Source organism: Planotetraspora mira, from assembly GCF_016863275.1.
GTDB classification, from domain to species: domain Bacteria; phylum Actinomycetota; class Actinomycetes; order Streptosporangiales; family Streptosporangiaceae; genus Planotetraspora; species Planotetraspora mira.
Genome location: NZ_BOOO01000022.1, coordinates 126604 through 148402 on the forward strand (window position 1 = coordinate 126604; position 21799 = coordinate 148402).

The following is a 21799-nucleotide window of genomic DNA, read 5'->3' on the forward strand; positions in this document are numbered from 1 at the left end:
ACGGCATGGGCTCAGGGGCGGTCTGGGAACCAGACGCCTCTACGACGAATGAGCAGCGAGCTTCTCCGACAGTTCGGCGTCCAGCAATGCCTGTATCACCGCATCGAGATCGCCGTCCAGGACTTGGTCGAGGTTGTACGCCTTGAAGCCCACTCGATGATCGGAGATGCGGTTCTCCGGATAGTTGTAGGTCCTGATCCGCTCGGAACGGTCGACCGTGCGCACCTGCGACTTGCGCTCCGCCATGGCGGCGGCCTCGGCCTCCTCCTGGGCGATCGCGAGCAGCCGCGCGCGCAGGATGCGCAGCGCCGACTCCTTGTTCTGGAGCTGGCTCTTCTCGTTCTGGCAGGAGACGACCACGCCGGTCGGGAGATGGGTGATCCGGACAGCAGAGTCGGTCGTGTTGACGCTCTGACCGCCGGGACCGCTGGACCTGAAGACGTCGATGCGCAGGTCGTTGGCATCGATCTGGACGTCGACGTCCTCGGCCTCGGGGTAGACGAGCACCCCGGCCGCCGACGTGTGGATGCGGCCCTGCGACTCGGTCACCGGCACCCGCTGGACACGATGGACGCCGCCCTCGAACTTGAGCCGGGACCAGACGCCCTCCTTGCCCTTGATCGCGACCGTGACGTCTTTGTAGCCGCCCAGATCGGAGTGCTGCGCGTCGATGACCTCGGTCTTGTATCCGACCCGTTCCGCGAACCTCAGGTACATCCGCAGGAGGTCCCCGGCGAACAGCGCGGACTCCTGCCCGCCCTCACCCGCCTTGATCTCCATGATGATGTCCTTGTCATCGTTGGGGTCACGCGGGACGAGCAGGTGCGTCAGCCTCTCCTCCAGAGCCGGGATGCGGCTCTCGAGCTCGGCCGCCTCCTCCGCGAAGGCCTGATCCTCCGCCGCCAACTCCCGGGCCGCGGACAGGTCCTCCCGGACGCTTTCCAGCTCGCGGTAGGTCCCGACGATGGGCGTCAGCACCGCGTAGCGCTTCCCGTAGGTCCTGGCCTTCGCCTGGTCGGCGTGCACGGCGGGATCGGCGAGCCGCTGCTCCAGATCCGCGTACTCACTGATGATCTCATCGAGGTTCACCGCACACTCCTTCAACTCAGGAATTCGCCCGTAATCGCCAAGGACGCCGGCTCCGGCGCGCTCTTGATCGACCGAGCGCGCCCGAACCGGCGTCCTGAAAGAGCTACTTGCTCTGGGCCTTCTTCCCGAAGCGCGCCTCGAAGCGCGCCACCCGGCCACCGGTGTCGAGGATCTTCTGCTTGCCCGTGTAGAACGGGTGGCAGGCCGAGCAGACGTCAGCGTGGATCACGCCGCTCGTCGCGGTGCTGCGCGTGGTGAAGGAGCTCCCGCAGGCGCAGGTCACGGTGGTGACCACGTACTCCGGGTGGATGTCGGGCTTCATGTCTGTTTCCTAACGCTCAGTGCGGTCGCCGGGTCGCTTTGCCTGGACGGCTTGCGCGCATCGGCACACTCAATATGCGCGCGGCGGGAACCGGTACCGCTGCGGTTCGGGTTCCAGTGTGCCAGATCCTGCAACCTTCCCAGGCCATCGGCTATTCCTCGCACGCCGTACGTGACGACGCCCCGGGCGGCGGACCGCCCAGGGCGTCGATCATGTGTGAACTAGTCGCGGTCGTTGCTGACCGTGGTCTTCTGGACCTGGAGCAGGAACTCGGCGTTCGACTTGGTCTCCTTCATCTTCTCGAGAAGGAGTTCCAGAGCCTGCTGCATGTCCAGGGCGTGCAGCACGCGCCGCAGCTTCCAGACGATCGCCAGCTCGTCCCTGCCCATGAGGATCTCTTCCTTACGGGTGCTGGACGCGTCGACGTCCACCGCGGGGAAGATCCGCTTGTCGGCGAGGGACCGGTTGAGCTTGAGCTCCATGTTGCCGGTGCCCTTGAACTCCTCGAAGATGACCTCGTCCATCTTGGACCCGGTCTCGACCAGGGCCGTGGCGAGGATCGTCAGCGAGCCGCCGTTCTCGATGTTGCGGGCGGCGCCGAAGAAGCGCTTCGGCGGGTAGAGCGCCGTGGAGTCGACACCACCGGACAGGATTCGGCCGCTCGCGGGCGCCGCGAGGTTGTAGGCGCGGCCCAGGCGGGTGATCGAGTCGAGCAGGACGACCACGTCGTGACCGAGCTCCACCAGACGCTTGGCGCGCTCGATGGCGAGCTCGGCGACGGTGGTGTGGTCCTCGGCCGGACGGTCGAAGGTCGAGTGGATGACCTCGCCCTTGACCGACCGCTGCATGTCGGTGACCTCTTCCGGACGCTCGTCGACCAGGACGACCATCAGGTGGCACTCGGGGTTGTTGTGCATGATCGCGTTGGCGATCGTCTGCAGCACCATCGTCTTGCCCGCCTTCGGCGGGGAGACGATCAGACCACGCTGGCCCTTGCCGATCGGCGAGACCAGGTCGATGATCCGCGTGGTCAGGATGTTCGGCTCGGTCTCCAGACGCAGACGGTCCTGCGGGTAGAGCGGCGTCAGCTTGTTGAAGTCGGGCCGCTGACGCGCCTGCTCCGGCTCCATGCCGTTGACCGTGTCGAGCCGGACCAGCGCGTTGAACTTCTCGCGGCGCTCGCCGTCGCGCGGCTGGCGGACCGCGCCGGTGACGACGTCGCCCTTGCGCAGGCCGTTACGGCGGATCTGGGCGAGCGAGACGTAGACGTCGTTGGAGCCCGGCAGGTAGCCGCTCGTCCGGACGAACGCGTAGTTGTCGAGGATGTCGAGGATTCCGGCGATCGGGATGAGGACGTCGTCCTCGCTGATCACGGGCTCGTTGCTGTCGAAACGGTCGCGCCCGCGACGGTTGCGCTCGCGGAAGCGGCCGCGGCGGCCGCGGGGGTCGTCACCCTGCTGGTCGCCCCTGTCTCCGCCGCGATCCTGCTGGTCGCCACGGTTCCCGCGGTCACCACGGTCACTACGGCTCTGCTGGTCACCGCGGTCACCGCGGCTCTGCTGGTCACCGCGCTCGCCGCGACCCTGCTGGTCACGGCCGGGCTGGTCGGTGCGGCCCTGCTGGTCACGGTCACGGCCACGGCTCTGGCCCTCGCCCGCGTCGACGGCGACGCGCTGGTCGGCGCGGCCGTCGCGGTCGCCTCTGCGGTCGCCCCGCTCCCCGCGGTCGCGGTTGCGACGCTCACGGCGGTCGCCCCGCTCGCCACGAGCCTCGCGGACCTCGCCCTGGGCGGCGTCGGCCTGCGGGTCGGCAGCGGAACCGGATGCGGTGCTCAGGGTCTCGGCCGGAGCGACGACGGCCGTGGACACGGTCGGAGCGCTGTCCACGCGCTCCACCGAAACACGGTCCTCACGGGTCACGACGGCGGGCGCTGCGGCCACGAGGTCGCCGGCCGGGGCCGCGACGGGCTCAGCGGCGGGCGCGGCGGAGCGGGAACGTTCCCGACGACCGCGAGTGGGGCGCTCCGCGACGACGGCGGTCTCCACCGGCGCCTTCGGCTCAGCGGAGGTCTCCCCCGATCCGCCCTGCTTCTCCTGGATGGCCGCGATGAGCTGGCTCTTGCGCATCCGGCCGGTCCCGCTGATGCCGAGGCCGCTGGCCATGGCCTGCAGTTCGGGAAGCACCATGCCGGCCAGGCCGGTGCCGGAGCGACGACGCTGTCGGGCCGGAGCGGAATTGGGGGTGTCGCCGGCGGCCTTGCCGTCGGAGAGGAGTTCGGTGGTGTCGCTCAACTAAAGGTCCTTCCCAGGGGTCGGGCGCCAGACTTTTGCGTCCATGCGTCCCGGTGGTGCGACCCGGCGGGACAGACCGGGTCGGAATTCGCGAATCTCATGTGTCCATGACCCTCGGGACTCGCGAGCGGTAGGTGCCCGGGGATCAGCCCCCGGATTGTCGCCACCGACCAGGTGTCTTGGTGGTACGAACTCGCAAGTCTCCGAGAACCCCGCCTCTGGTCATGCCACCCGGAGGTGTGCCGACTGGAGGAAACGGTTTCAGGGAAATCGCCCTGCCCGCGTCGAAGGACGCGAGGCGAAGTGCAGCGATGTGCGAATGACAAGCACGCACCCAACACGGGGGCACCTGGTGCGGCTATCAGCCTAACATCACCAGCGCGCACAGCTATTCCCTGAAGGTCGAAGAGGCATCAGCGTGTCTCGGGAAACAGAACGCCCGCACCAACCGTGTCGACGTTCATTGGCTGGATTAGCCACTCCGTACCCACTTCTGGCGCGATCAAATCCTGCGTATCCCGTGTCGAAAACACGAGGATGGTGGGGCCCGCCCCCGAGACCACGGCGGGCACGCCCGCCGCTCGAAGCCGCCGCACCAGAGCCGCGGTCCGCGGCATCGCGGGAGCACGGTAGTCCTGGTGGAGCCGGTCTTCGGTGGCCGCCATGAGCAGGCCGGATTCCGGTCTCCGGGTGAGCGCCGCGACGAGCAGCGCCGCCCGTCCCGCGTTCGCCGCCGCATCGGAGTGCGGGACGTCCTTCGGAAGCAGGCCCCGCGCCTCCTCCGTCGACAGACGGAAACCGGGGACGAGCACGACCGGCCGCACATCCTCGTGCGGTTCCAGTTTGACCATACGCGCCGGTCCGGACAGCTCCGACCACGCGATCGTCAGTCCGCCCGCCAGGCAGGGGGCGACGTTGTCCGGATGCCCCTCGAGCTCCGTGGCCAGCGCGAAGACGTCGGCGTCCGTCAGATCGCCGGCGCCCGCCGCCCACTCGTCTCGCGGGCCTGCCGTACCGGCGAGGGCCCGGGCCGCGAGGATGCCCGCGCAGATCGCGGCCGAGGAGGATCCGAGGCCGCGGGCGTGCGGGATGCGGTTGAGGCAACGGAGTCCGATGCCCGCGGGCTGAGCGGCGCCCATGCGGTCGAACGCGGCACGCATGGTCTTGACGATCAGGTGGCCTTCGCCCCGGTCGAGCTCACCGGCGCCCTCACCCTCGACGTGGACGCGCACGCCGTCGTCGGCGAGCAGCGTGACCTCCACCTCGTCGTGCAGGTCGAGCGCGAGACCGAGGCTGTCGAAGCCGGGACCGAGGTTGGCGCTGGTCGCCGGTACCCGCACGACGACGCCGGGACGATCGTTGGCTGTTGTCATTCATCACCTGAGCCGATGTGCATGATCACGAACAGTATCTTGGCTGGCCGGACTGACATTTCACGAATCCCCGCATGATCACGACGAGGGTCCCCCGCGGCGCCGGTGGCGCGATGCGAGGACCTGTGCGTGATCACGCGGGATGACGGGCGCGTCAGGCCAGTTCGAGGGCGGAGGCGGCCGCGAAGGCGTCGACGGGGATCGTCACCGGCGTCGGAGCACCGGAGATCGCCCAGTCGGGGTCCTTCAGGCCGTTGCCGGTCACCGTGCACACCACGCGCTGCCCGGGCACGAGCATTCCCTGTCCATGCGCCTGCAGCAGGCCCGCCACGCTCGCGGCCGAGGCGAGCTCCACGAACACGCCCTCCTCCTGGGCCAGCAACTTGTACGCCGCGGCGATCTGACGGTCGGTGACGGCCTGGATGGCCCCGCCCGACTCGTCGCGCGCGGCCTCGGCAAGGCGCCACGACGCCGGGTTGCCGATCCTGATGGCGGTGGCGATCGTATGCGGGTGGGTGACGGGGGCGCCGCTGACCAGGGGCGCCGCCCCGCTGGCCTGGAATCCCAGCATTCTGGGCCGCTTCGTGGCGATGCCCTCCTCGGCGTACTCCTTGTAGCCCATCCAGTAGGCCGAGATGTTGCCCGCGTTGCCGACGGGGATGCAGTGCACGTCGGGCGCGTCGCCGAGTTGGTCCACGATCTCGAAGGCGGCGGTCTTCTGCCCCTGGAGCCGGTGCGGGTTGACCGAGTTCACCAGAGCGATCGGGTAGTTCTCCGCCAGTTTCCTGGTCATCTCCAGGCAGTCGTCGAACGAGCCCTCCACCTGGAGCAGCCGGGCGCCGTGGACCAGCGCCTGGGCCAGCTTGCCCATCGCGATCTTGCCGCGCGGCACGAGGACCGCGCAGGTCAGCCCGGCCCGTACGGCATAGGCGGCCGCGGAGGCGCTGGTGTTGCCCGTGGATGCGCAGATGACCGCCTTGGCGCCTTCCTCGAGCGCCTTGCTGATCGCCACGGTCATGCCGCGATCCTTGAAGCTCCCCGTCGGGTTGAGGCCCTCGACCTTGAGATGGACCTCGCATCCGGTCAGCTGGGAGACGCGCCGGGCCGGCACGAGAGGCGTTCCGCCCTCGAAGAGGGTGACCACCGGCGTCGTCGTGGACACGGGAAGCCGGTCACGGTACTCCTCGATGAGGCCACGCCAAGCCCTGGACATGATTACTCCCTCCACGCGCTGCATACGCGTGCCACCTGGGGTATTGGCCACCGAGTCTACGGCCTCCCGCTCGCCATGTGGGAAACTTTGTCCAACTGCTGGACATATCGAGCATCGCGGCGCAACCCCCTGCGTTCCCCTCCACCGAGCCGCGCCGAAGCGATCCCGCGGAAGCCGCCCCATGAACCGGCGGCCGCACCCGTTTCCCGTTTCCGGGATCGACATCCCCGGTTATTAACGATCTTGTTGTGGGCACTCAGAGTCGATACATGACAGAGGTCCGTGGTGTACTGTCTCGCCCGAAGAAGTGGGTTTCGCCTTTATTTGACCGCACATTTCTGGTTCCAGTTTGCCAGGCGAGGTCGATGTCAGGCCCCGGACCCTCGTAGATCATTAGGGTGACAGTGCGATGAGGGGTCAAGCGGTGAGACGTCGAGTCCTCCGTGCGCAAACGCCCTCCACCATCCGGGCCCGCCCGCTCCCCCTGCGAGGACGGCCTCGCCGGGGAGGCTCAGCGGAATCCGCGCAGGCCTCGGGCGAAGGGGACCCCACCCCGCGCAGCGACCTGCCCGCCGGCACCTCGCGTAACAACCTCCCCGCCGGCACCCCGCGCAGCAACCTCCCCCACGGCCCGCAGGCCGGCGGAGGCGAGCCGACACCCGCAAGAGACGGCCCGCTCTCCTCCCCCAGCGGGCCACTCGCACCCCGGGGAGTCGTCGTGCTCGTCCTTCAGACAGCTGGTCATCCCCTCGCCCATCGCTGAAGAGGGGTACGCGGCGGGCCAGGACTACGTACGGCAAATGGAGATATCACTAACGATGTGGCCTAATGAGCGTCTCTGAGTTCCCACCGCCTGTGACTAGTCAGGCATCTCTCGCCACCGCGACCGACGCGCCCTCCAGCCAGCATCGAGGCTCGGCCCAGAACGGGGCGTCGTCGGGTGAAACGCGGCGTCAGCGCGGCGACATCGAGGGCCTCCGGGCGATCGCCGTCACCCTTGTCGTCCTGTACCACGCCGGAGTTTCCTTCCTTCCCGGCGGATATGTCGGCGTCGACGTCTTTCTGGTGATCTCCGGATTTCTGATCACGTCACAGCTCGTCTCCGAATTGGAACGCACAGGGTCGGTCTCGCTGACGCGGTTCTACGCCCGCAGGGCCAAGCGTCTTCTGCCGGCCGTGGCCGTCGTCCTCATCGTGACGGCCGCACTGACCCGCATCTTCATTCCGAAGACGCAGTGGGAGGCCGTCGGCGGCGACATCGTCGGTTCGGCGCTGTACGTGGTGAACTGGCGCTTCGCGGCCCGGTCCGTCGACTACCTGGCCGAGGGCACCGCCCCGTCGCCCGTTCAGCATTTCTGGTCGCTCGCGGTCGAAGAGCAATACTACGTCGTGTGGCCCCTGCTGATCATTTTGGCGGCTCTCCTGGCGAGGATGCTGAGCAGGCGCGCGAAGCCAATCGTCTGGACGCTTCTCCTCCTGGTCGCGGTGCCGTCCATCGTCTACTCGGTCATCGAGACGGCGCACTCCCCCGAGAGCGCCTTCTTCGTGACGCCCACCCGCGTATGGGAACTGGCGATCGGCGCGGGGCTCGCCCTGAGCGTGTCCCAGTGCGCGAAGCTCCCCCGGATGTGGGCGATCGTGATCGGATGGGCCGGGGTCGCGTGCATCGCGGCGTCCGCGCTCGTCTTCAGCGGCGCGACAGCCTGGCCGGGTTATCACGCCGCTCTGCCCACCCTCGGCACGGCGGCCGTGATCGCGGCGGGGTGCTCAGTGGTCCGCGGCGGGCCGGAGTTGCTGCTGGGGACCGCCCCGTTCCGATGGATCGGTGGACTTTCCTATTCGCTCTACCTGTGGCACTGGCCGTTGCTCGTGGCGGCGACCGCCTACTGGAGCGGCACTCTCACGGTCGGCCACGGGCTGCTCGTGGCACTGGTCGCCGTCGTCCCGGCCTGGCTCACTCATCGCCTGATCGAAAACCCCCTTCGGTATTCCGCGGCGATATCCAACTCTCCCCGGCTGGCACTCAGCCTGGGCGCCAACTTCACCTTCGTCGGCGTCGTGGCGGGCATGGCGATCCTGCTGGGGGTCTCGAGTTCCACCGCGGTCGCGGGCGGCCCGGCCCGACAGGCGCCGGGGGCCGCCGTGCTGGCGGCCGACCCCCGCGACGACCCCGCCGGCGCTCCCGCCGACCACGTCGAGTACATGGTGCCGGATCCGCTGCAGGCGACGAAGGACCTGCCCGACGTCTACGCCAACGGCTGCCACCAGAACGCGGATGACGCGAAGGTGCTGTCCTGCACGTACGGCAACCCGAAATCGAAGATCAGGGTCGCCGCAGCCGGGGACTCCAAGATCGCGCAGTGGCTCCCCGCCCTCCAGTTGCTCGCGACCCAGAACAACTGGCGCCTCACGGTCTTCACGAAGTCGGGCTGCACTCTGACGTCCGCGCAGATGATGAAGGCGGACGGCACGAAGCAGCCGTATACGTCGTGCACGGAGTGGAACTCCCGGCTTCTGCCCTATCTCATCAACACCGAGAAGCCGGACTACGTTTTCACGTCCCAGCTCGCGTCGAGTGCGATCGACGCCGCCGGCCAGGTCACCCCCGAGGCGATGGTGGCCGGGCTGCGGAAGTCGTGGTCGGCGCTCACCCGCGCCGGCATGCGGGTCATCGTCCTCGCGGACAATCCGGATCCCGGCATGGAGGTCTACGAGTGCGTCGCGAAGAACCCTGACCACCTGTCCGCGTGCGCGTTCGACCGGGACAAGGCGCACAGCGGAGCGCCGGTCCAGAAGAAGGCCGCGGCGGGGATGGCTCGCGTGTCGTTCATCGACCTCCACGACGCCATCTGCCCGACGGCACGATGCTCGGCCGTCATCGGCAACGTCCTCGTCTATCGGCAGGGATCTCACCTCACGGCGACATACGTCAAGACGCTCACGCCGCGCCTGGCGAAGGCGCTCCCCAAGGCAGGTCTGCGGGCGAAGTTCGACGCGGCCGCCGCGACCGGGCCCACCGGTTAGGACTCCGCGCACGGAGCAGCCACCGGGTGGGTGGCGGGACGCCCCGCCACCCACCCGCGCCATGCCTACTAACCTGGGGCAACGCGTCCGAAAGCGACTTCAGTCACATTGGTGATCCGGGAAGGTTGAACCGAGTGTCGAATAACAGCCCTCAAGAAGGGAGGGCGAGTCTGGTGCGGCGGGTGAGAGATGTGCCGAAACGTCATGCCCTCAAGCTCTTGGCCGTCGTGGTGCTGGGAGCCGGCACAGCGATCGCCGCTCTTCTAGGGCATCCGGAGCTCGCGACCGCACTGATCGGAGTACTGCTCGCCACCATCGCCGTCGTCATCGTGCGTCTCGGACCCCGCGTCGCTCAGCAGATCCGAACGCAGACGCTCGAAAACAGGAAATTGGCCAATCGCATCGAGACGGCACAGCGGCAGACCCTCACCGCCGTGGAGAACGAGCGGGCGGTTCTGGCCAAGCTGGACAACCGGCTGAACACGAGCCTGTCCACCCAGCGCCAGCTCCTCGCCTCTCTGGAGCGTCAGCTCGTCTCCGCCGTGGAGGACGAGCGACGCTCGGGAGCGGAGCGCCAACATGAGTTGCTGGCCGGGTTCAAGCAGACGCAGAACAAGATCGAGGAATCCGCACGGCCGCTGAGCAGCCTCGGCAGCAAGATCACTGCCGTCAGCGACAAGATCACCTCCGTACAACGGCATTTCGACGCGAAACTGGTCACTCTTCGCTGGGAGGTCGTGCGGGAGAACGAGGCGCTCCTGCAACTGTTCGAAAGGTTCGATCCCCGCGCCCCCATGCCGACGTCCGGTGGCTGGGCACTGAGCCCGACCGGGCTGCTCGAACTGCTCACTCTCATCGACCGGCGGCAGCCTCGGGTCCTTCTCGAGCTGGGCAGCGGAACGTCGACGATCTGGATCGCCTACGCCCTCGAGAAGACCGGCGGCCGCCTCATATCGATCGACCACGACGAGGAGTACGCCGCGCGAACGAGGCTCATGCTCCAGATGCACGGCCTCGACCACGTGGCGGAGGTTCGAGTCGCACCTTTGTCCCCGCTCGACGTCGCCGGCGAAAGCTACAACTGGTACGGCGTGGGAGCGTTCGAAGACGTGGAGGAAGTCGACCTGCTGCTCGTCGACGGACCGCCCGCTGCTGTGGGCCCCAACTCGAGGTACCCGGCCCTCCACGCCATCGCGCCGAAGCTGGCGGCGAGGTCTCTCGTCCTTCTCGACGACGTGGAAAGGGCTGACGAGCAGGAGATCGCCCGGCGCTGGGCCGAGGAGTTCCCCGGGCTCACGCGGGAGACCTCGCTCTTCAACCGCCAGGCCATCTTCACCTACACGCCGCCGCAGTCGTCGGAGTGACCGCGGCCGCTCGTAAGATTCGGAGGCCCTGAGGGGCCGATCAGCTCGACGGACCGGCGGGACCGGGCGGGGACATGACCCGCCGGCTCCCGCCGGCGTACGGGCGGCGTCTCGGAGTGTCCGTCACCCGATCACTCCGTCACCCGATCACTTGGGGGGCGACTGGTCGCTCAGCAAGCCTCGAATACGGCGAATACCGCTCCGCGTGATCCGTGTGAGGCCGCGGCCACGCTTGAGCACGCTGATTTGCCTGCGCAGAGTGCCGATCTCGCGGCGGAATTGCACGGCGCTGGTCCGCCAGCGCTGCGCCTCCGCACGCGCCTCGGTGACTTCGCCGTTGAGACGCTCGACTTCGCCGTCGCGGCGTTCGACCTGACCGTTGAGACGCTCGACTTCGCCGTCGCGGCGTTCGACCTCACCGTTGAGACGCTTGACCTCACCGTTGAGGCGCTTGACCTCGCCGTTGAGGCGCTTGACCTCGCCGTTGAGCCGCTCGCCTTCCTTTTTCAGTTTTTCCAGCTCACCTTGCCACGCCGACCTTCTCTTCTCTTCCTCTGCCTTCTCCTTGAGCCGGCGACGATAGGCGCTCCTGCGAGCCTCCAGAGGGCTCGCGTCGGCCGCCGGAACAAGCCCGTACGTCTCCGGGTCCACCCACATCGACCCGTAGACCTCGGTCACGACCCCGTCGAGGTCCTCGCCCTCCTCCGCCAGCATCTCGGCTCGGGCGAACGCGGCGGTCCGTTCGACGCGGGCCGCGACGATCCCCTCGGGCCGCTCGGCCAGCAGCACGGACACCAGGCCGAGGCTGCGCTCCGTCATCAGGTCGATCAGCTGAGCCACCGAGTCCTCGCCGGGGACCCAGCCCGGCGGCAGGCGCAACACGTACGGCGCCGGCCCGGCGCGGCCGCCGGCCCGCACCCGAGCTTCGCCGTCGTAGTGGCCACGGATCAGGACCAGGTCGAGGCGAGGATTGGTGAGCGGCGCGCGGTACTCGGGTTCGACCTCGTCCCAGGGGCCGACGAGGACTACGGACAGGTCCGGGATCGTCCCCGCCAGGAGGTTGTCGACCGTCGCGCGGACGTCCTCATAAGAGGCGTCGGTCACGTCGATCTCCACCTCGACGTAAGGCGTCAGGTACTGCCGGGTCGGATGTTGCCGCAGCCAGCGATAGTGCGGGATGCGGTCGGGGGTGAACGCGTGGCTGACGCGGCTGATCGGGGTCCTCTCGCGCATCCGCATCGTGGGCCCCAGGTGGTAGCCGATGGACAGGGGCTCGGGAATGAACACCGCTCCTGCCTCGGACAGCCGGTAGCCCATCTCGGTGTCCTGGCCGAGGATCAGCTCTTCGTCCATGGGGCCGGCCGCCTTGATCAGCCCGGCGTTGACCGACGTCGACCCTCCGACGTGAAGCGGGAATGCGCCCTGCGCGGCGGAACGGAGCTTGTCGGTGCTCTCGACGAGATTCACGATCCACTCGTGCGGATCTGCGGGCTCGAACAACTTCGCCCGATCGTCGGCTGCGATCACGTCCGCCGGGGTCGGCGACTCCACCGTCGTGAACCGCAGGTAGCTGGTGACCGACAGGTACGGCGCGAGGTGGTGCCAGCGCATGTGCGCCTCGATCGCCACCCGGTCCAGCACCACGTCGGAGTCGAGCCAGTGGATGACGTCGCCCGTGGCCACCTGCAGGCCTGCGTTACGCGCGTTGGCCCTCCCCGGGATCTCACAAAGGATCAACCGTGTGTTGACAGGGCGGATCTCGGGCAGGCGCAGCGGCTGCTCACTGCCGTTGTCGACGACGATGACCTCGATCAGGTCGGCCGGATAGCTCTGCTCGGCCAGGCCCGCGAGCGCGAGGTCGAGCTTCTCCTGTCCGTTGTACGCGGGCACGATCACGCTCACCCGCATGGCGGGTGTCCACGCACCGATCTCGGGCGGCGTGAGGCTCGAGTAGTCGTTGCCACGGATCCTGGGGATCGAAGGAGTGACTCGCGGCGTCATGGCCGGCGCACCGGGGAGTGTCGAGGGGCGATTCACGAACCCTCCAGGATCCGAGTCGGGTGGAAGCCCCGCCACTGATTGGCCGAGCCTCGAATGAACTCGGAGAGCGGTGGCTGCCAGGTGTGCTGTGCCGTCGCGGCCCGCCGGACCAGCAGGCCCATCCCGTGGGTCCGGTAGATGGTGCCGCCTGCCGCCTCGATCGCCTTGAGCAGTCGGGTGTCCCCCCCTTGGGGCACCGGCTGGAACCCGCCGATCTCCTGAAATGTGGTCCGCTCCAGCAGCAGTGTCGCGCCTGATACGAGGTCGGCCGTGATCTCCGTGCGCCAGCGGCCCCTGCGGACCGTGATGTCCAGCGGTTCGAGGTAGTAGAACTCGGTGGGCATGCCGACCACGTCAGCCCCCGAATACTCCTTGGCGAGCAACAGGTCCGACAGATGGTCCGGGCTATACCAATCGTCGTCATCCCATTTCGCGATATAGCCGCCGTTGGCCCGCGCGACGCCGGCGTTGATCACCTCGCCGAACACGGTCTCGCTTCCGAGCTCCACGATCTCGATCGGGAAGGGGAAGTCTCTCGCCTCCTGCCGTACGACCTCTGCTGGAAAGCCGTGAGCTGCGTAGACGACCTCCAAGTCGACGTGCCGCTGGCGGGCGATCTGCGCCAGCGTGAAGGCCGTCAGCGCCGGCCTTCTGCTTGCCACGATGACGCTGACCAGGCCGCGTTCACTCGTGTTCATCGAGCGCCGGAGCCCAAGGCGGCGCAGCCGCAGGCTGTGTTCTTCTCGCCGGAGATCGGCCAGCGACGCGCCGGTGCCGTCGATCTCAGGCTCGAGCCACCGGGCGTCGGTGACGAGGTCCCGCAGATCCGGATCGAGCCAGTCGGGCGCCGCGGCCGAGTGCAGCGGCACTCCGGCCGACGCGAGCTGATGAATGACGTCCAAGGGGGCGCTGGACTGAGGCCATTCGATGCGAACGTCTCGAAGATCACGTAAGCCGGCCACGTCCCCCTCGGTGAGCCCATCGGGGAAGGCTGTTCCGGAGATGATCCACTGGCTCCCGTCCCAGCGGGCCTCCGCCGTTTCCGCGCTCGGAGCGCGGAGGAAGCCCTGAGGGCTGATCATGAAACCTCCCCTGTACATCACGAATGCGCTCAACAAGAACCCGCATTCTGGCACAGTGGGGTCAAATCAATCCCCGTCAACCACAATATGTATGAGCTCATGCGAACTTACGGGGTGTCGTCTCCTTCGACGCGCATGACGCTCGCCACCGCGCGCACGATGTCGAGGTCCTGCAGGTCTTCGATCGTCGCGGAAAGCGCGGCGTCGTTCGCCCGATGGGTCACCAGGACGAGTTGGGCGTCGTCCCCGCGGCCCTCCTGCCTGACCGTCTGGATCGAGACGTCGTGCGTGGAGAAGATGTCGGCGACCCGTGCGAGCACGCCGGGCTTGTCCGCCACATCCAGCGAGACGTGGTACCGCGTGATCGTGTCGCCCATCGGGTGGACCTTCAGGTCGGCGTACGTCGACTCCTCGGGCCCGCGGGTGTCGGCGATGCGGTTGCGGGCGACCGCCACGATGTCCCCGAGGACCGCCGAGGCCGTCGGGGCGCCGCCGGCGCCCGCGCCGTAGAACATCAGCCGTCCGGCCGACTGCGCCTCCACGAACACCGCGTTGTACGCCTCCCGGACGCCCGCGAGGGGATGAGTCCTCGGGATCATCGCGGGGTGGACCCTGACGCCGATCGAGCCGCCGTCGTCGGAACGCGCGCAGATGGCCAGCAGCTTGATGACGTACCCCATGCCCTTGGCCGAGGCCACGTCAGCGGCGGTGATCTCCGTGATGCCCTCGCGGTGCACGTCCGCCGCCGTCACCCGGCTGTGGAAGGCGATGCCCGCGAGGATGGCGGCCTTGGCCGCGGCGTCGAAGCCCTCGACGTCGGCCGTCGGGTCGGCCTCCGCGTACCCGAGCGCCTGGGCCTCCTCCAGGGCGTCGGTGAACGACGCGCCCGAGGAGTCCATCTTGTCGAGGATGTAGTTGGTCGTGCCGTTCACGATGCCGAGCACGCGGTGGACGTGATCACCGGCCATCGACTCGCGCAACGGGCGCAGCAGCGGGATCGCGCCCGCCACGCTCGCCTCGAAGTACAGGTCGGCCCGGTTCTTCCTGGCCGCGGCATGGATGGTCGCGCCGTCCTCCGCCAGCAGGGCCTTGTTGGCGGTCACCACGGACTTGCCGTGGGACATCGCGGCGAGGATCAGCGACCTGGCCGGCTCGATCCCGCCGATCACCTCGACGACGATGTCCACGTCGTCGCGGGTCACCAGTGCCTCGGCGTCGGTCGTGAGCAGCGCGGGGTCGATCTCCGTGTCCCGCCTGCGACCCAGCCGCCGTACGGCCACGCCCGCCAGCTCCAGGGGAGCGCCGACCCGTGCGGCCAGGTCGTCGGCCTGCTCGCCCAGCAGCCGCACGACCTGCGACCCGACGACGCCACAGCCCAGCAGCGCCACCCTGAGCGCCGGTTTGGCGTTAGTCACGAGCCCTCCTCGTCTCGCCGCGTGGCCCCGCGCCGATTCCGGTCACAGCTGCCCCCGCAACAGATCTTCCACCGTCTCCCCGCGCACGATCACACGGGACCGGCCCCCGGACACCGCGACCACCGCGGGCTTCGGGAGGTAGTTGTAGTTGTTCGCGAGGGAGCGGCAGTACGCGCCGGTGGCCGCCACCGCGATCAGATCGCCCGGCACGAGGTCCTCGGGCAGCCACAGGTCACGAACGATCATGTCACCGCTCTCGCAGTGCTTGCCGACCAGGCGGGACAACATCGGCCCCGCCTCGGTGCCGCGCGAGGCCATGACGGCCGTGTAGTCCGCTCCGTAGAGCGCGGTCCTGATGTTGTCGCTCATGCCGCCGTCGACGCTGACGTATGTCCGCAGGCCCTCGACGTCCTTGACCGTGCCGACCTCGTAGAGCGTCACACCGGCGAGGCCGGCGATCGCCCGGCCCGGCTCCACCGTGAGACGCGGCACGGGCAGCCCCGCCGCCTGGCAGGTCTTGGTGACGATCTCGTGCAGGCTGTCGGCGACGACCTTGATGTCCGGAGCCTCGTCCCCCTCGACGTAGGGGATGCCGTAGCCGCCGCCGAGGTCGAGCTCCGGCAGGACCACTCCGTGCTCGTTCTTGACGTCGACGAGGAGCGTCGCCAGGCGGCGGGCGGCGACCTCGAAGCCCGCGGTGTCGGTGATCTGCGATCCGATGTGCGAGTGCAGGCCCACGAGCTCGAGCTGCGGCAGGGCGAGGATGCGCCGCACGGCCTCCGCCGCCGCGCCGCTGCTCAGCGACAGGCCGAACTTCTGGTCGTCGTGGGCGGTCGCGATGAACTCGTGGGTGTGCGCCTCGACGCCCACGGTCACCCGGATCATGACCCTGGGCCGCCGGCCATGCCGTTCCGCGAGGAAGCCGAGCCGGGCGATCTCCTCATAGGAGTCGACCACGATGTGCCCGACTCCCACCTCGACCGCGTGCTCCAGCTCGGCGAGCGACTTGTTGTTGCCGTGCATCGTGATCCGCTCGGGCGGGAACCCGACGCTGAGCGCGACCGCGAGCTCGCCGGCGCTGCACACGTCCAGGCCCAGGCCCTCCTGGTCGATCCAGCGGGCGACCTCGCGGCACAGGAACGCCTTGCCCGCGTAGTGGACCTCACCGCCGTGGAAGGCGGCCTTGTGGTCGCGGCAACGGGAGCGGAAGTCCTCCTCGTCGATCACGTAGAGAGGCGTGCCGTGTTCTTTCGCCAGGTCCCGGACGTCTACACCGCCGATCGTGATCACACCACCGGTCCGGCCGGACGTTCGCGGCCAGATCGCGGGGTCGAGGGCGTTGAGATCGGCCGGCGCATGGGGAGGTCGCTCCTCTGGCAGCACTTCGGCATGCCTGTCACCGGCGGGATGGGCGAATCGACTCACCCGAACGAGGCTATCCGACCACGCAGCCCCTGTGAGACGGCCGCCCACGTGGCGAGACGGGCTCACAGGACACTCCAGGAGCATCCATCACAATCTGCTCGGCAACTCACCGTAAAGATCCACCAGAACGACCTGGACGGCTCTCGCCAGCCAGATCCGGGCGGTGTGCACCTCGCCCGGAGGACGACCTCCCATCGGGACGGCGGGAGCGTGTTCGTGCGCGTCGTGATAGACCAGCGCGAGCCGTTCGGCGTAGGCCTCCCACGCCGGGTCGCGGCCGGCCGTACGGCTGGGCAGTTCCGCGAGCGCGCGCAGGACCGCCCGGTCACAGGGGTCGTCCAACGCCTCGGGCCGGAAACCCTCCCACGGGACGCCGAGATCGCGGGCCCACCTGAGGACGGCCGACGCGCGCGCGTGCGCGAACCGCACGACGAAGCCGGGGTTCTCCCATGTTCTGGGGAAATCCGGAAGACCGGAGAGGGGAACACGAGGCGTTCCCGGGGAACCCGCCGTCACGATCTCCCGGGCGATCTCGCCGGGGACGCCCAGCACGATCTCCAGGAAGGCGTTGGGCCGGACCCGCACCTCGGCGACGCCCTCACTGCCGCGCAACTCCCGCGCGATCTCCTCCGCCACGTCCCCCGCAGGGCGCCCACGGGCGGCACCGAGTGCGGCCGCGGAAACCACGAGGGCCTCGCGTTCCCACGATCCCTGGGGCGCGGGCGGTGCGCCCAGGAGCAGGCCGAGCCGGGCAGGTGTCACGCCGCTCACCCTAGGCCGCCGGGGGCCCCGCGGCGCGTTTCCGGGTCGGCACTCCGTGATCACTCGGAAACAGGTAAAAAGTTCCCCTTACCAGGAAGTAAGCAATTACGGTCAGGCGTTATGCAGTGGTAGGTTTGGTCAAATAAGGCCAAACAAGACGGCGTGAGCTTCAAGGCTCGGGCGTGATCTGGCCGCACGCCCCATTCTTTTCCTCAAGTGAGACCAGATGAACGCTGCTTCGCCATACCCAGAGCCGCTTCCGCCGGTGTCTGCAGCCGATACGGCCGGCGATCTGATGCCGGATGCCGAGATCGATATGTCCAGGGATCTCAAGCCTATGGATGAAATCACGGAGTACACGAAGCAGGACCCCTACTGGTACAAGCAGGCGGTCTTCTACGAGGTGCTGGTCCGCGGTTTCCGGGACTCCAACAACGACGGCACCGGTGACCTGCGCGGGCTGATCGAGAAGCTCGACTACCTCCAGTGGCTGGGGATCGACTGCGTCTGGCTCCTGCCGCTCTACGACTCGCCCCTGCGTGACGGCGGGTACGACATCTCCGACTACCTCAAGGTCCTGCCCGAGTTCGGCGACCTGGGCGACTTCGTCGAGGTGATCGAGCAGGCGCACGCACGCGGCCTTCGGGTCATCACCGACCTGGTCATGAACCACACGAGTGACAGGCACCCGTGGTTCCAGGCTTCCAGGGAGGACCCGGAAGGTCCGTACGGCGACTTCTACGTCTGGTCCGACGACCCCACGAAGTACGGCGACGCGCCGGTCATCTTCATCGGGGCGGAGGAGTCGAACTGGACCTACGACCCGGTGCGCGGCCAGTACTACTGGCACCGGTTCTTCCACCACCAGCCGGACCTCAACTACGACAACCCGGCCGTCCAGGACGCGATGATGGAGGTCATCCGGTTCTGGCTGGACCTCGGCGTCGACGGTTTCCGGCTCGACGCCGTGCCGTACCTCTTCGAGCGTGAGGGCACTTCCTGCTCCGGCCTGCCCGAGACCCACGAGTACCTGCGGCGCATCCGGGCCGAGGTCGACCGGCTCTACCCCGACCGCGTGCTGCTGGCGGAGGCGAACGGCTGGCCCGAGGACGTGGCGGAGTACTTCGGCGACCCCACGACCGGTGGCGACGAGTGCCACATGGCGTTCCACTTCCCGCTGATGCCGCGCATCTTCATGGCCGTGCGCCGGCAGAGCAGGGAGCCGATCTCGGAGATCATGTCCCGTACGCCCAAGCTGCCCGACAGCGGGCAGTGGGGAATCTTCCTGCGCAACCACGACGAGCTGACGCTCGAGAGCGTGACCGAGGAAGAGCGCGACTACATGCACGCCGAGTACGCCAAGGATCCGCGGATGCGGGCCTACCTCGGCATCCGGCGCCGGCTCGCCCCCCTGCTCGACAACGACCGGGACCAGATCGAGCTGTTCATCGCCCTGCTGCTCAGCATGCCGGGCTCGCCGGTCTTGTACTACGGCGACGAGATCGGCATGGGCGACAACATCTGGCTGGACGACCGCGACGCGGTCCGCACCCCGATGCAGTGGAACCCCGACCGGAACGCCGGCTTCTCCACGGCCGACCCCGGACGGCTCTACCTGCCGGCCGTGATGGACCCCGTCTACGGCTACCAGACCGTCAACGTCGAGGCGCAGCTGAAGAGCGAGTCGTCGCTGCTCCACTTCACCCGGCGGATGTTGCAGATCCGGCGCGAGCATCCCATCTTCGGCACCGGCGGCTACAGCGAGCTGTGGTCGTCCAACCCCAGCGTGCTGGCCTACATCAGGGAGGAGGGCGACGACCGGGTCCTGTGCGTCAACAACCTCTCCAAGTTCGCGCAGCCGGTCGAGCTCGACCTTCGCCGGTTCAGCGGCCTGACGCCGATCGAATGCCGCGGCGGCGTGCCCTTCCCCGCGATCGGCGAGCTCCCCTACCTGCTCACCCTTCCCCCGCACGGTTTCTACTGGCTGTCGATCCAGTAGGGGTCGTGAGCCCCCGCTGAGCCGGTCCCCAGGCTCAGCGGGCCGGCGCTGCGCTCAGCGGGGCCGGTCCTCGGGCTCAGCGGGCGGCGACGGGCACCTGCGCCCGGGCGGCCCTCCTCGCGGGGATCAGGGCGACCAGCAGCGTCGCCCCGATCGCCACGAGCAGGGCGCCGGCGAACATCCCCGGTGTGGGGGCGCGGCCGATGCCCGCCCCCACTCCGCTGCCGCGGCCCTCCAGGTCGATCAGTCCCTTCGACAGGAACGCCCCCGCGGAGCCGCCCAGCACCACCCCGGCCATCGCGAGCAGCCCGGTCCCCGTCACCAGCGTGGCCATGACCTGACGCGGGGTCAGCCCCATCGCCTTCAGCACGGCCAGGTCGAGCAGGTGGTCACGCAGGCCGAGCGCGCTCGCCGTCAGCAGATTCGCCAGGCCGATCAGGGCCAGGACGACGACCAGCGCGACGATGATCACACGGATGATCGACAGCCGGTCGGCCGGGTTGACCGCCTGGTCCACCTCGAGGGACTGCGTCTGCAGCCGCGTGCGCACCTCTCCGGGGTCGGCGCCGGGCCGAAGGACGAGGCTGTAGAACTGCGGCGGCGTCGCGTCCTTGGCCGCCAGGCTGTCGATGCCGAATGAGAGGACCTCGCCGTCCTGCTCCGGCTCGATGACCCTGCCGACGATCTTGACGATCAGCGGCGTGCCGCCGATGGTCATGCGCACCCGGTCGCCGATGCGCAGCCCGAGCAGGTCGAGCAGGCCCTGCCCGGCCACGGCCTCGCCGCGGTCCCGGAACATCCTGCCCTCCGCCACCGGGAACGGGTACGGATCAGAGGACATGCCGAGCGCCCGGGTGCGCACCGTCCTGGTCTGCCAGGGCACGAGGGCGTCCAGTTCCACCCCCGGATAGGCGGTGACGACGTCGGGGTCGGCCATCGCCCGGCTGAGCGCCTCGCTCGCCGTCAGGTCCCCCGGCCGCACGGACAGGGCCGCGGCCTGCCCGACCTGCTCGGGGTGGCGGATGAACCCGTCGAGCGTGGCCCAGCAGCCGAGCCCGATGGTGATCATCATCATGGGGATGGCCACACCGGTCAGCGTGAGGACGGCGGAGGCCGGGCGGGTGAACGCGTCCCTGGCCCCGAGGACGAGCGCGGGCGGGAGCCGTACGAGGAGGGCGACCCTGGCCAGCCGCGACAGGCGGCCGTGCGGAGGCGCCGCGGGGGCCGCCGGGATCGGCGGTGTCCCACCGCCCCGCCAGGCGGGCAGCCAGACCGCGACCAGGACCACCAGCGCCGTGCCCGCCGCGATCGCCGCGAGCGGCCCTGAAGAGAGGGGCACGACGACGGTTTCGGAGAGCGCGTACGTCGTGATCAACCGTCCCGCGACCAGGCCGAGCGCGATGCCGGCCAGCCCCAGGGTCCCATGCTCGGCGAGGAGCATGCGGGTCACCTGGCCCCGGGTGAACCCCAGCGACTTCAGCGTGGCGATGTCGCGAAGCTGGGTGAGCACCCGCCCGCCGGTGGCGTTGGCGAGGGCGAGGGCGGCGGCGACCAGCCCGGCGAGGCCGAACAGGGCGAGCAGCAGGCCGAGCAGCCGGTTGTCGAGCGCCATGGAGGCCCGGACCTCGCGCCAGGTGGACACCCGCTGGACCTGGTTGCGCAGCGTGATGACGGCCTGCTGGACCACGATGTCGGTGAATCCGGCGTCGGCCAGTCGCAGCCCCGTAACGGTCTCCGTGCGGCCGGGCGCCGGTTCGACCAGGGTGAGGGTCTGGGAGAGGGTCCAGGCGAGCCCTGGGGTCCACTCGGGATAGAAGCCCTGGTCTCCGCTCTCGGCCAGCCCCGCCACGGTCAGCGTGTGCGTGGCGCCGTTCAGTCCCGTGACGGGGAACGGGCTACCGGGATGGAGCCCGAGCGCCTTGGCGAACGACTGCTCGACCACGACTCCGTCGGGATAGCGCGTGTCGAGCCAGCGTCCCTCTCTCAGGAGGGGACGGGCGACGGAGGGGAAGGCGGCCGGCGTCTCCTGGAGGGCGATCGGGACCTTCCTGCCGTGCTCCACGAGCGTGGCGGGGGCGCTGCGATACGGCCCGGCCACGTCGGTGACCCCGCCCAGGGCCCGCAGCGCCGGGACGTTCGGCGTGCCCTTGGTGTGGATCCAGACGTGGGCGCCGCGCCCTCGCTCGAACAGGCCTCGCCAGGGGTTGGTGCCGTCCTCGAGGAGCGTGGCCGCGGTGATCAGGGCCGTGACGATCCCCGCGACCGCGATGACGGTCAGCAGAGCCTGCCCCCGCCGCGCCCGGAGATCGGCCCGCACCCACCTGACCTCAGCCCGCACACCCACCCCCGTGATCATGCACAGATTCGCGGATGGACGCCTGACCTGGGCCCTCTCCAGCC

At 68.9% G+C, this 21799-nt stretch carries 14 protein-coding genes; 3 read left to right on the forward strand and 11 right to left on the reverse strand.

The annotated features are described in order from the left end of the window. Positions 1–39 precede the first annotated feature (39 nt). The 5 genes from prfA to thrC all read right to left on the reverse strand — a co-directional run bounded on the left by prfA (position 40) and on the right by thrC (position 6288). Positions 40–1089 (reverse strand): peptide chain release factor 1, encoded by a 1050-nt coding sequence (gene prfA / locus Pmi06nite_RS21930; RefSeq protein WP_203954944.1) that lies wholly within the window; start codon positions 1087–1089, stop codon positions 40–42. Between the two features lie 103 nt (positions 1090–1192). After that, positions 1193–1411: a 50S ribosomal protein L31 gene (gene rpmE / locus Pmi06nite_RS21935; protein ID WP_203954945.1), complete on the reverse strand. Its 219-nt coding sequence runs from the start codon at positions 1409–1411 to the stop codon at positions 1193–1195. A 221-nt stretch (positions 1412–1632) separates the two neighbouring features. After that, the gene (gene rho / locus Pmi06nite_RS21940; RefSeq protein WP_203954946.1) at positions 1633–3702 is read right to left on the reverse strand and encodes a transcription termination factor Rho; all 2070 of its coding nucleotides are present in this window, start codon (positions 3700–3702) and stop codon (positions 1633–1635) included. A 413-nt stretch (positions 3703–4115) separates the two neighbouring features. Next, positions 4116–5075: a homoserine kinase gene (gene thrB / locus Pmi06nite_RS21945; RefSeq protein ID WP_203954947.1), complete on the reverse strand. Its 960-nt coding sequence runs from the start codon at positions 5073–5075 to the stop codon at positions 4116–4118. A 154-nt stretch (positions 5076–5229) separates the two neighbouring features. Next, the gene (thrC, locus tag Pmi06nite_RS21950) at positions 5230–6288 is read right to left on the reverse strand and encodes a threonine synthase (protein WP_203954948.1); all 1059 of its coding nucleotides are present in this window, start codon (positions 6286–6288) and stop codon (positions 5230–5232) included. A gap of 855 nt (positions 6289–7143) precedes the next feature. Here thrC and Pmi06nite_RS21955 point away from each other — a divergent pair. After that, the gene (locus Pmi06nite_RS21955) at positions 7144–9312 is read left to right on the forward strand and encodes an acyltransferase family protein (protein ID WP_203954949.1); all 2169 of its coding nucleotides are present in this window, start codon (positions 7144–7146) and stop codon (positions 9310–9312) included. Positions 9313–9503: 191 nt separating this feature from the next. Next, positions 9504–10676: an O-methyltransferase gene (locus Pmi06nite_RS21960; protein WP_203954950.1), complete on the forward strand. Its 1173-nt coding sequence runs from the start codon at positions 9504–9506 to the stop codon at positions 10674–10676. 147 nt (positions 10677–10823) lie between these two features. On the opposite strand, the gene Pmi06nite_RS21965 is transcribed toward Pmi06nite_RS21960, so the two are convergent. The 5 genes from Pmi06nite_RS21965 to Pmi06nite_RS21985 all read right to left on the reverse strand — a co-directional run bounded on the left by Pmi06nite_RS21965 (position 10824) and on the right by Pmi06nite_RS21985 (position 17400). Next, the gene (locus tag Pmi06nite_RS21965; protein ID WP_203954951.1) at positions 10824–12677 is read right to left on the reverse strand and encodes a glycosyltransferase family 2 protein; all 1854 of its coding nucleotides are present in this window, start codon (positions 12675–12677) and stop codon (positions 10824–10826) included. Between the two features lie 32 nt (positions 12678–12709). Then, positions 12710–13798: a glycosyltransferase family 2 protein gene (locus tag Pmi06nite_RS21970; protein ID WP_203954952.1), complete on the reverse strand. Its 1089-nt coding sequence runs from the start codon at positions 13796–13798 to the stop codon at positions 12710–12712. A 107-nt stretch (positions 13799–13905) separates the two neighbouring features. Then, complete coding sequence (locus Pmi06nite_RS21975) at positions 13906–15213, reverse strand: homoserine dehydrogenase (RefSeq protein ID WP_239114099.1); 1308 nt, start codon at positions 15211–15213, stop codon at positions 13906–13908. Positions 15214–15255: 42 nt separating this feature from the next. After that, on the reverse strand, positions 15256–16638 hold the full coding sequence (lysA, locus tag Pmi06nite_RS21980; RefSeq protein WP_203954953.1) for a diaminopimelate decarboxylase: 1383 nt from the start codon (positions 16636–16638) through the stop codon (positions 15256–15258). 87 nt (positions 16639–16725) lie between these two features. Next, positions 16726–17400 (reverse strand): anticodon-binding protein, encoded by a 675-nt coding sequence (locus tag Pmi06nite_RS21985; RefSeq protein ID WP_203954954.1) that lies wholly within the window; start codon positions 17398–17400, stop codon positions 16726–16728. Positions 17401–17737: 337 nt separating this feature from the next. On the opposite strand from Pmi06nite_RS21985, the gene treS reads away from it, so the two are divergent. Then, positions 17738–19399: a maltose alpha-D-glucosyltransferase gene (treS, locus tag Pmi06nite_RS21990; protein WP_239114100.1), complete on the forward strand. Its 1662-nt coding sequence runs from the start codon at positions 17738–17740 to the stop codon at positions 19397–19399. Positions 19400–19475: 76 nt separating this feature from the next. On the opposite strand, the gene Pmi06nite_RS21995 is transcribed toward treS, so the two are convergent. Next, positions 19476–21743: an FtsX-like permease family protein gene (locus tag Pmi06nite_RS21995; RefSeq protein ID WP_239114101.1), complete on the reverse strand. Its 2268-nt coding sequence runs from the start codon at positions 21741–21743 to the stop codon at positions 19476–19478. Positions 21744–21799: the final 56 nt, after the last annotated feature.

Coding starts and splice junctions, on each gene's coding strand:
- thrB (WP_203954947.1), bottom strand. CDS start 5,075: ATGACAACAGCCAACGATCGTCCCGGCGTCGTCGTGCGGGTACCGGCG.
- rpmE (WP_203954945.1), bottom strand. CDS start 1,411: ATGAAGCCCGACATCCACCCGGAGTACGTGGTCACCACCGTGACCTGC.
- thrC (WP_203954948.1), bottom strand. CDS start 6,288: ATGTCCAGGGCTTGGCGTGGCCTCATCGAGGAGTACCGTGACCGGCTT.
- treS (WP_239114100.1), top strand. CDS start 17,738: ATGGATGAAATCACGGAGTACACGAAGCAGGACCCCTACTGGTACAAG.
- Pmi06nite_RS21965 (WP_203954951.1), bottom strand. CDS start 12,677: ATGACGCCGCGAGTCACTCCTTCGATCCCCAGGATCCGTGGCAACGAC.
- Pmi06nite_RS21970 (WP_203954952.1), bottom strand. CDS start 13,798: ATGATCAGCCCTCAGGGCTTCCTCCGCGCTCCGAGCGCGGAAACGGCG.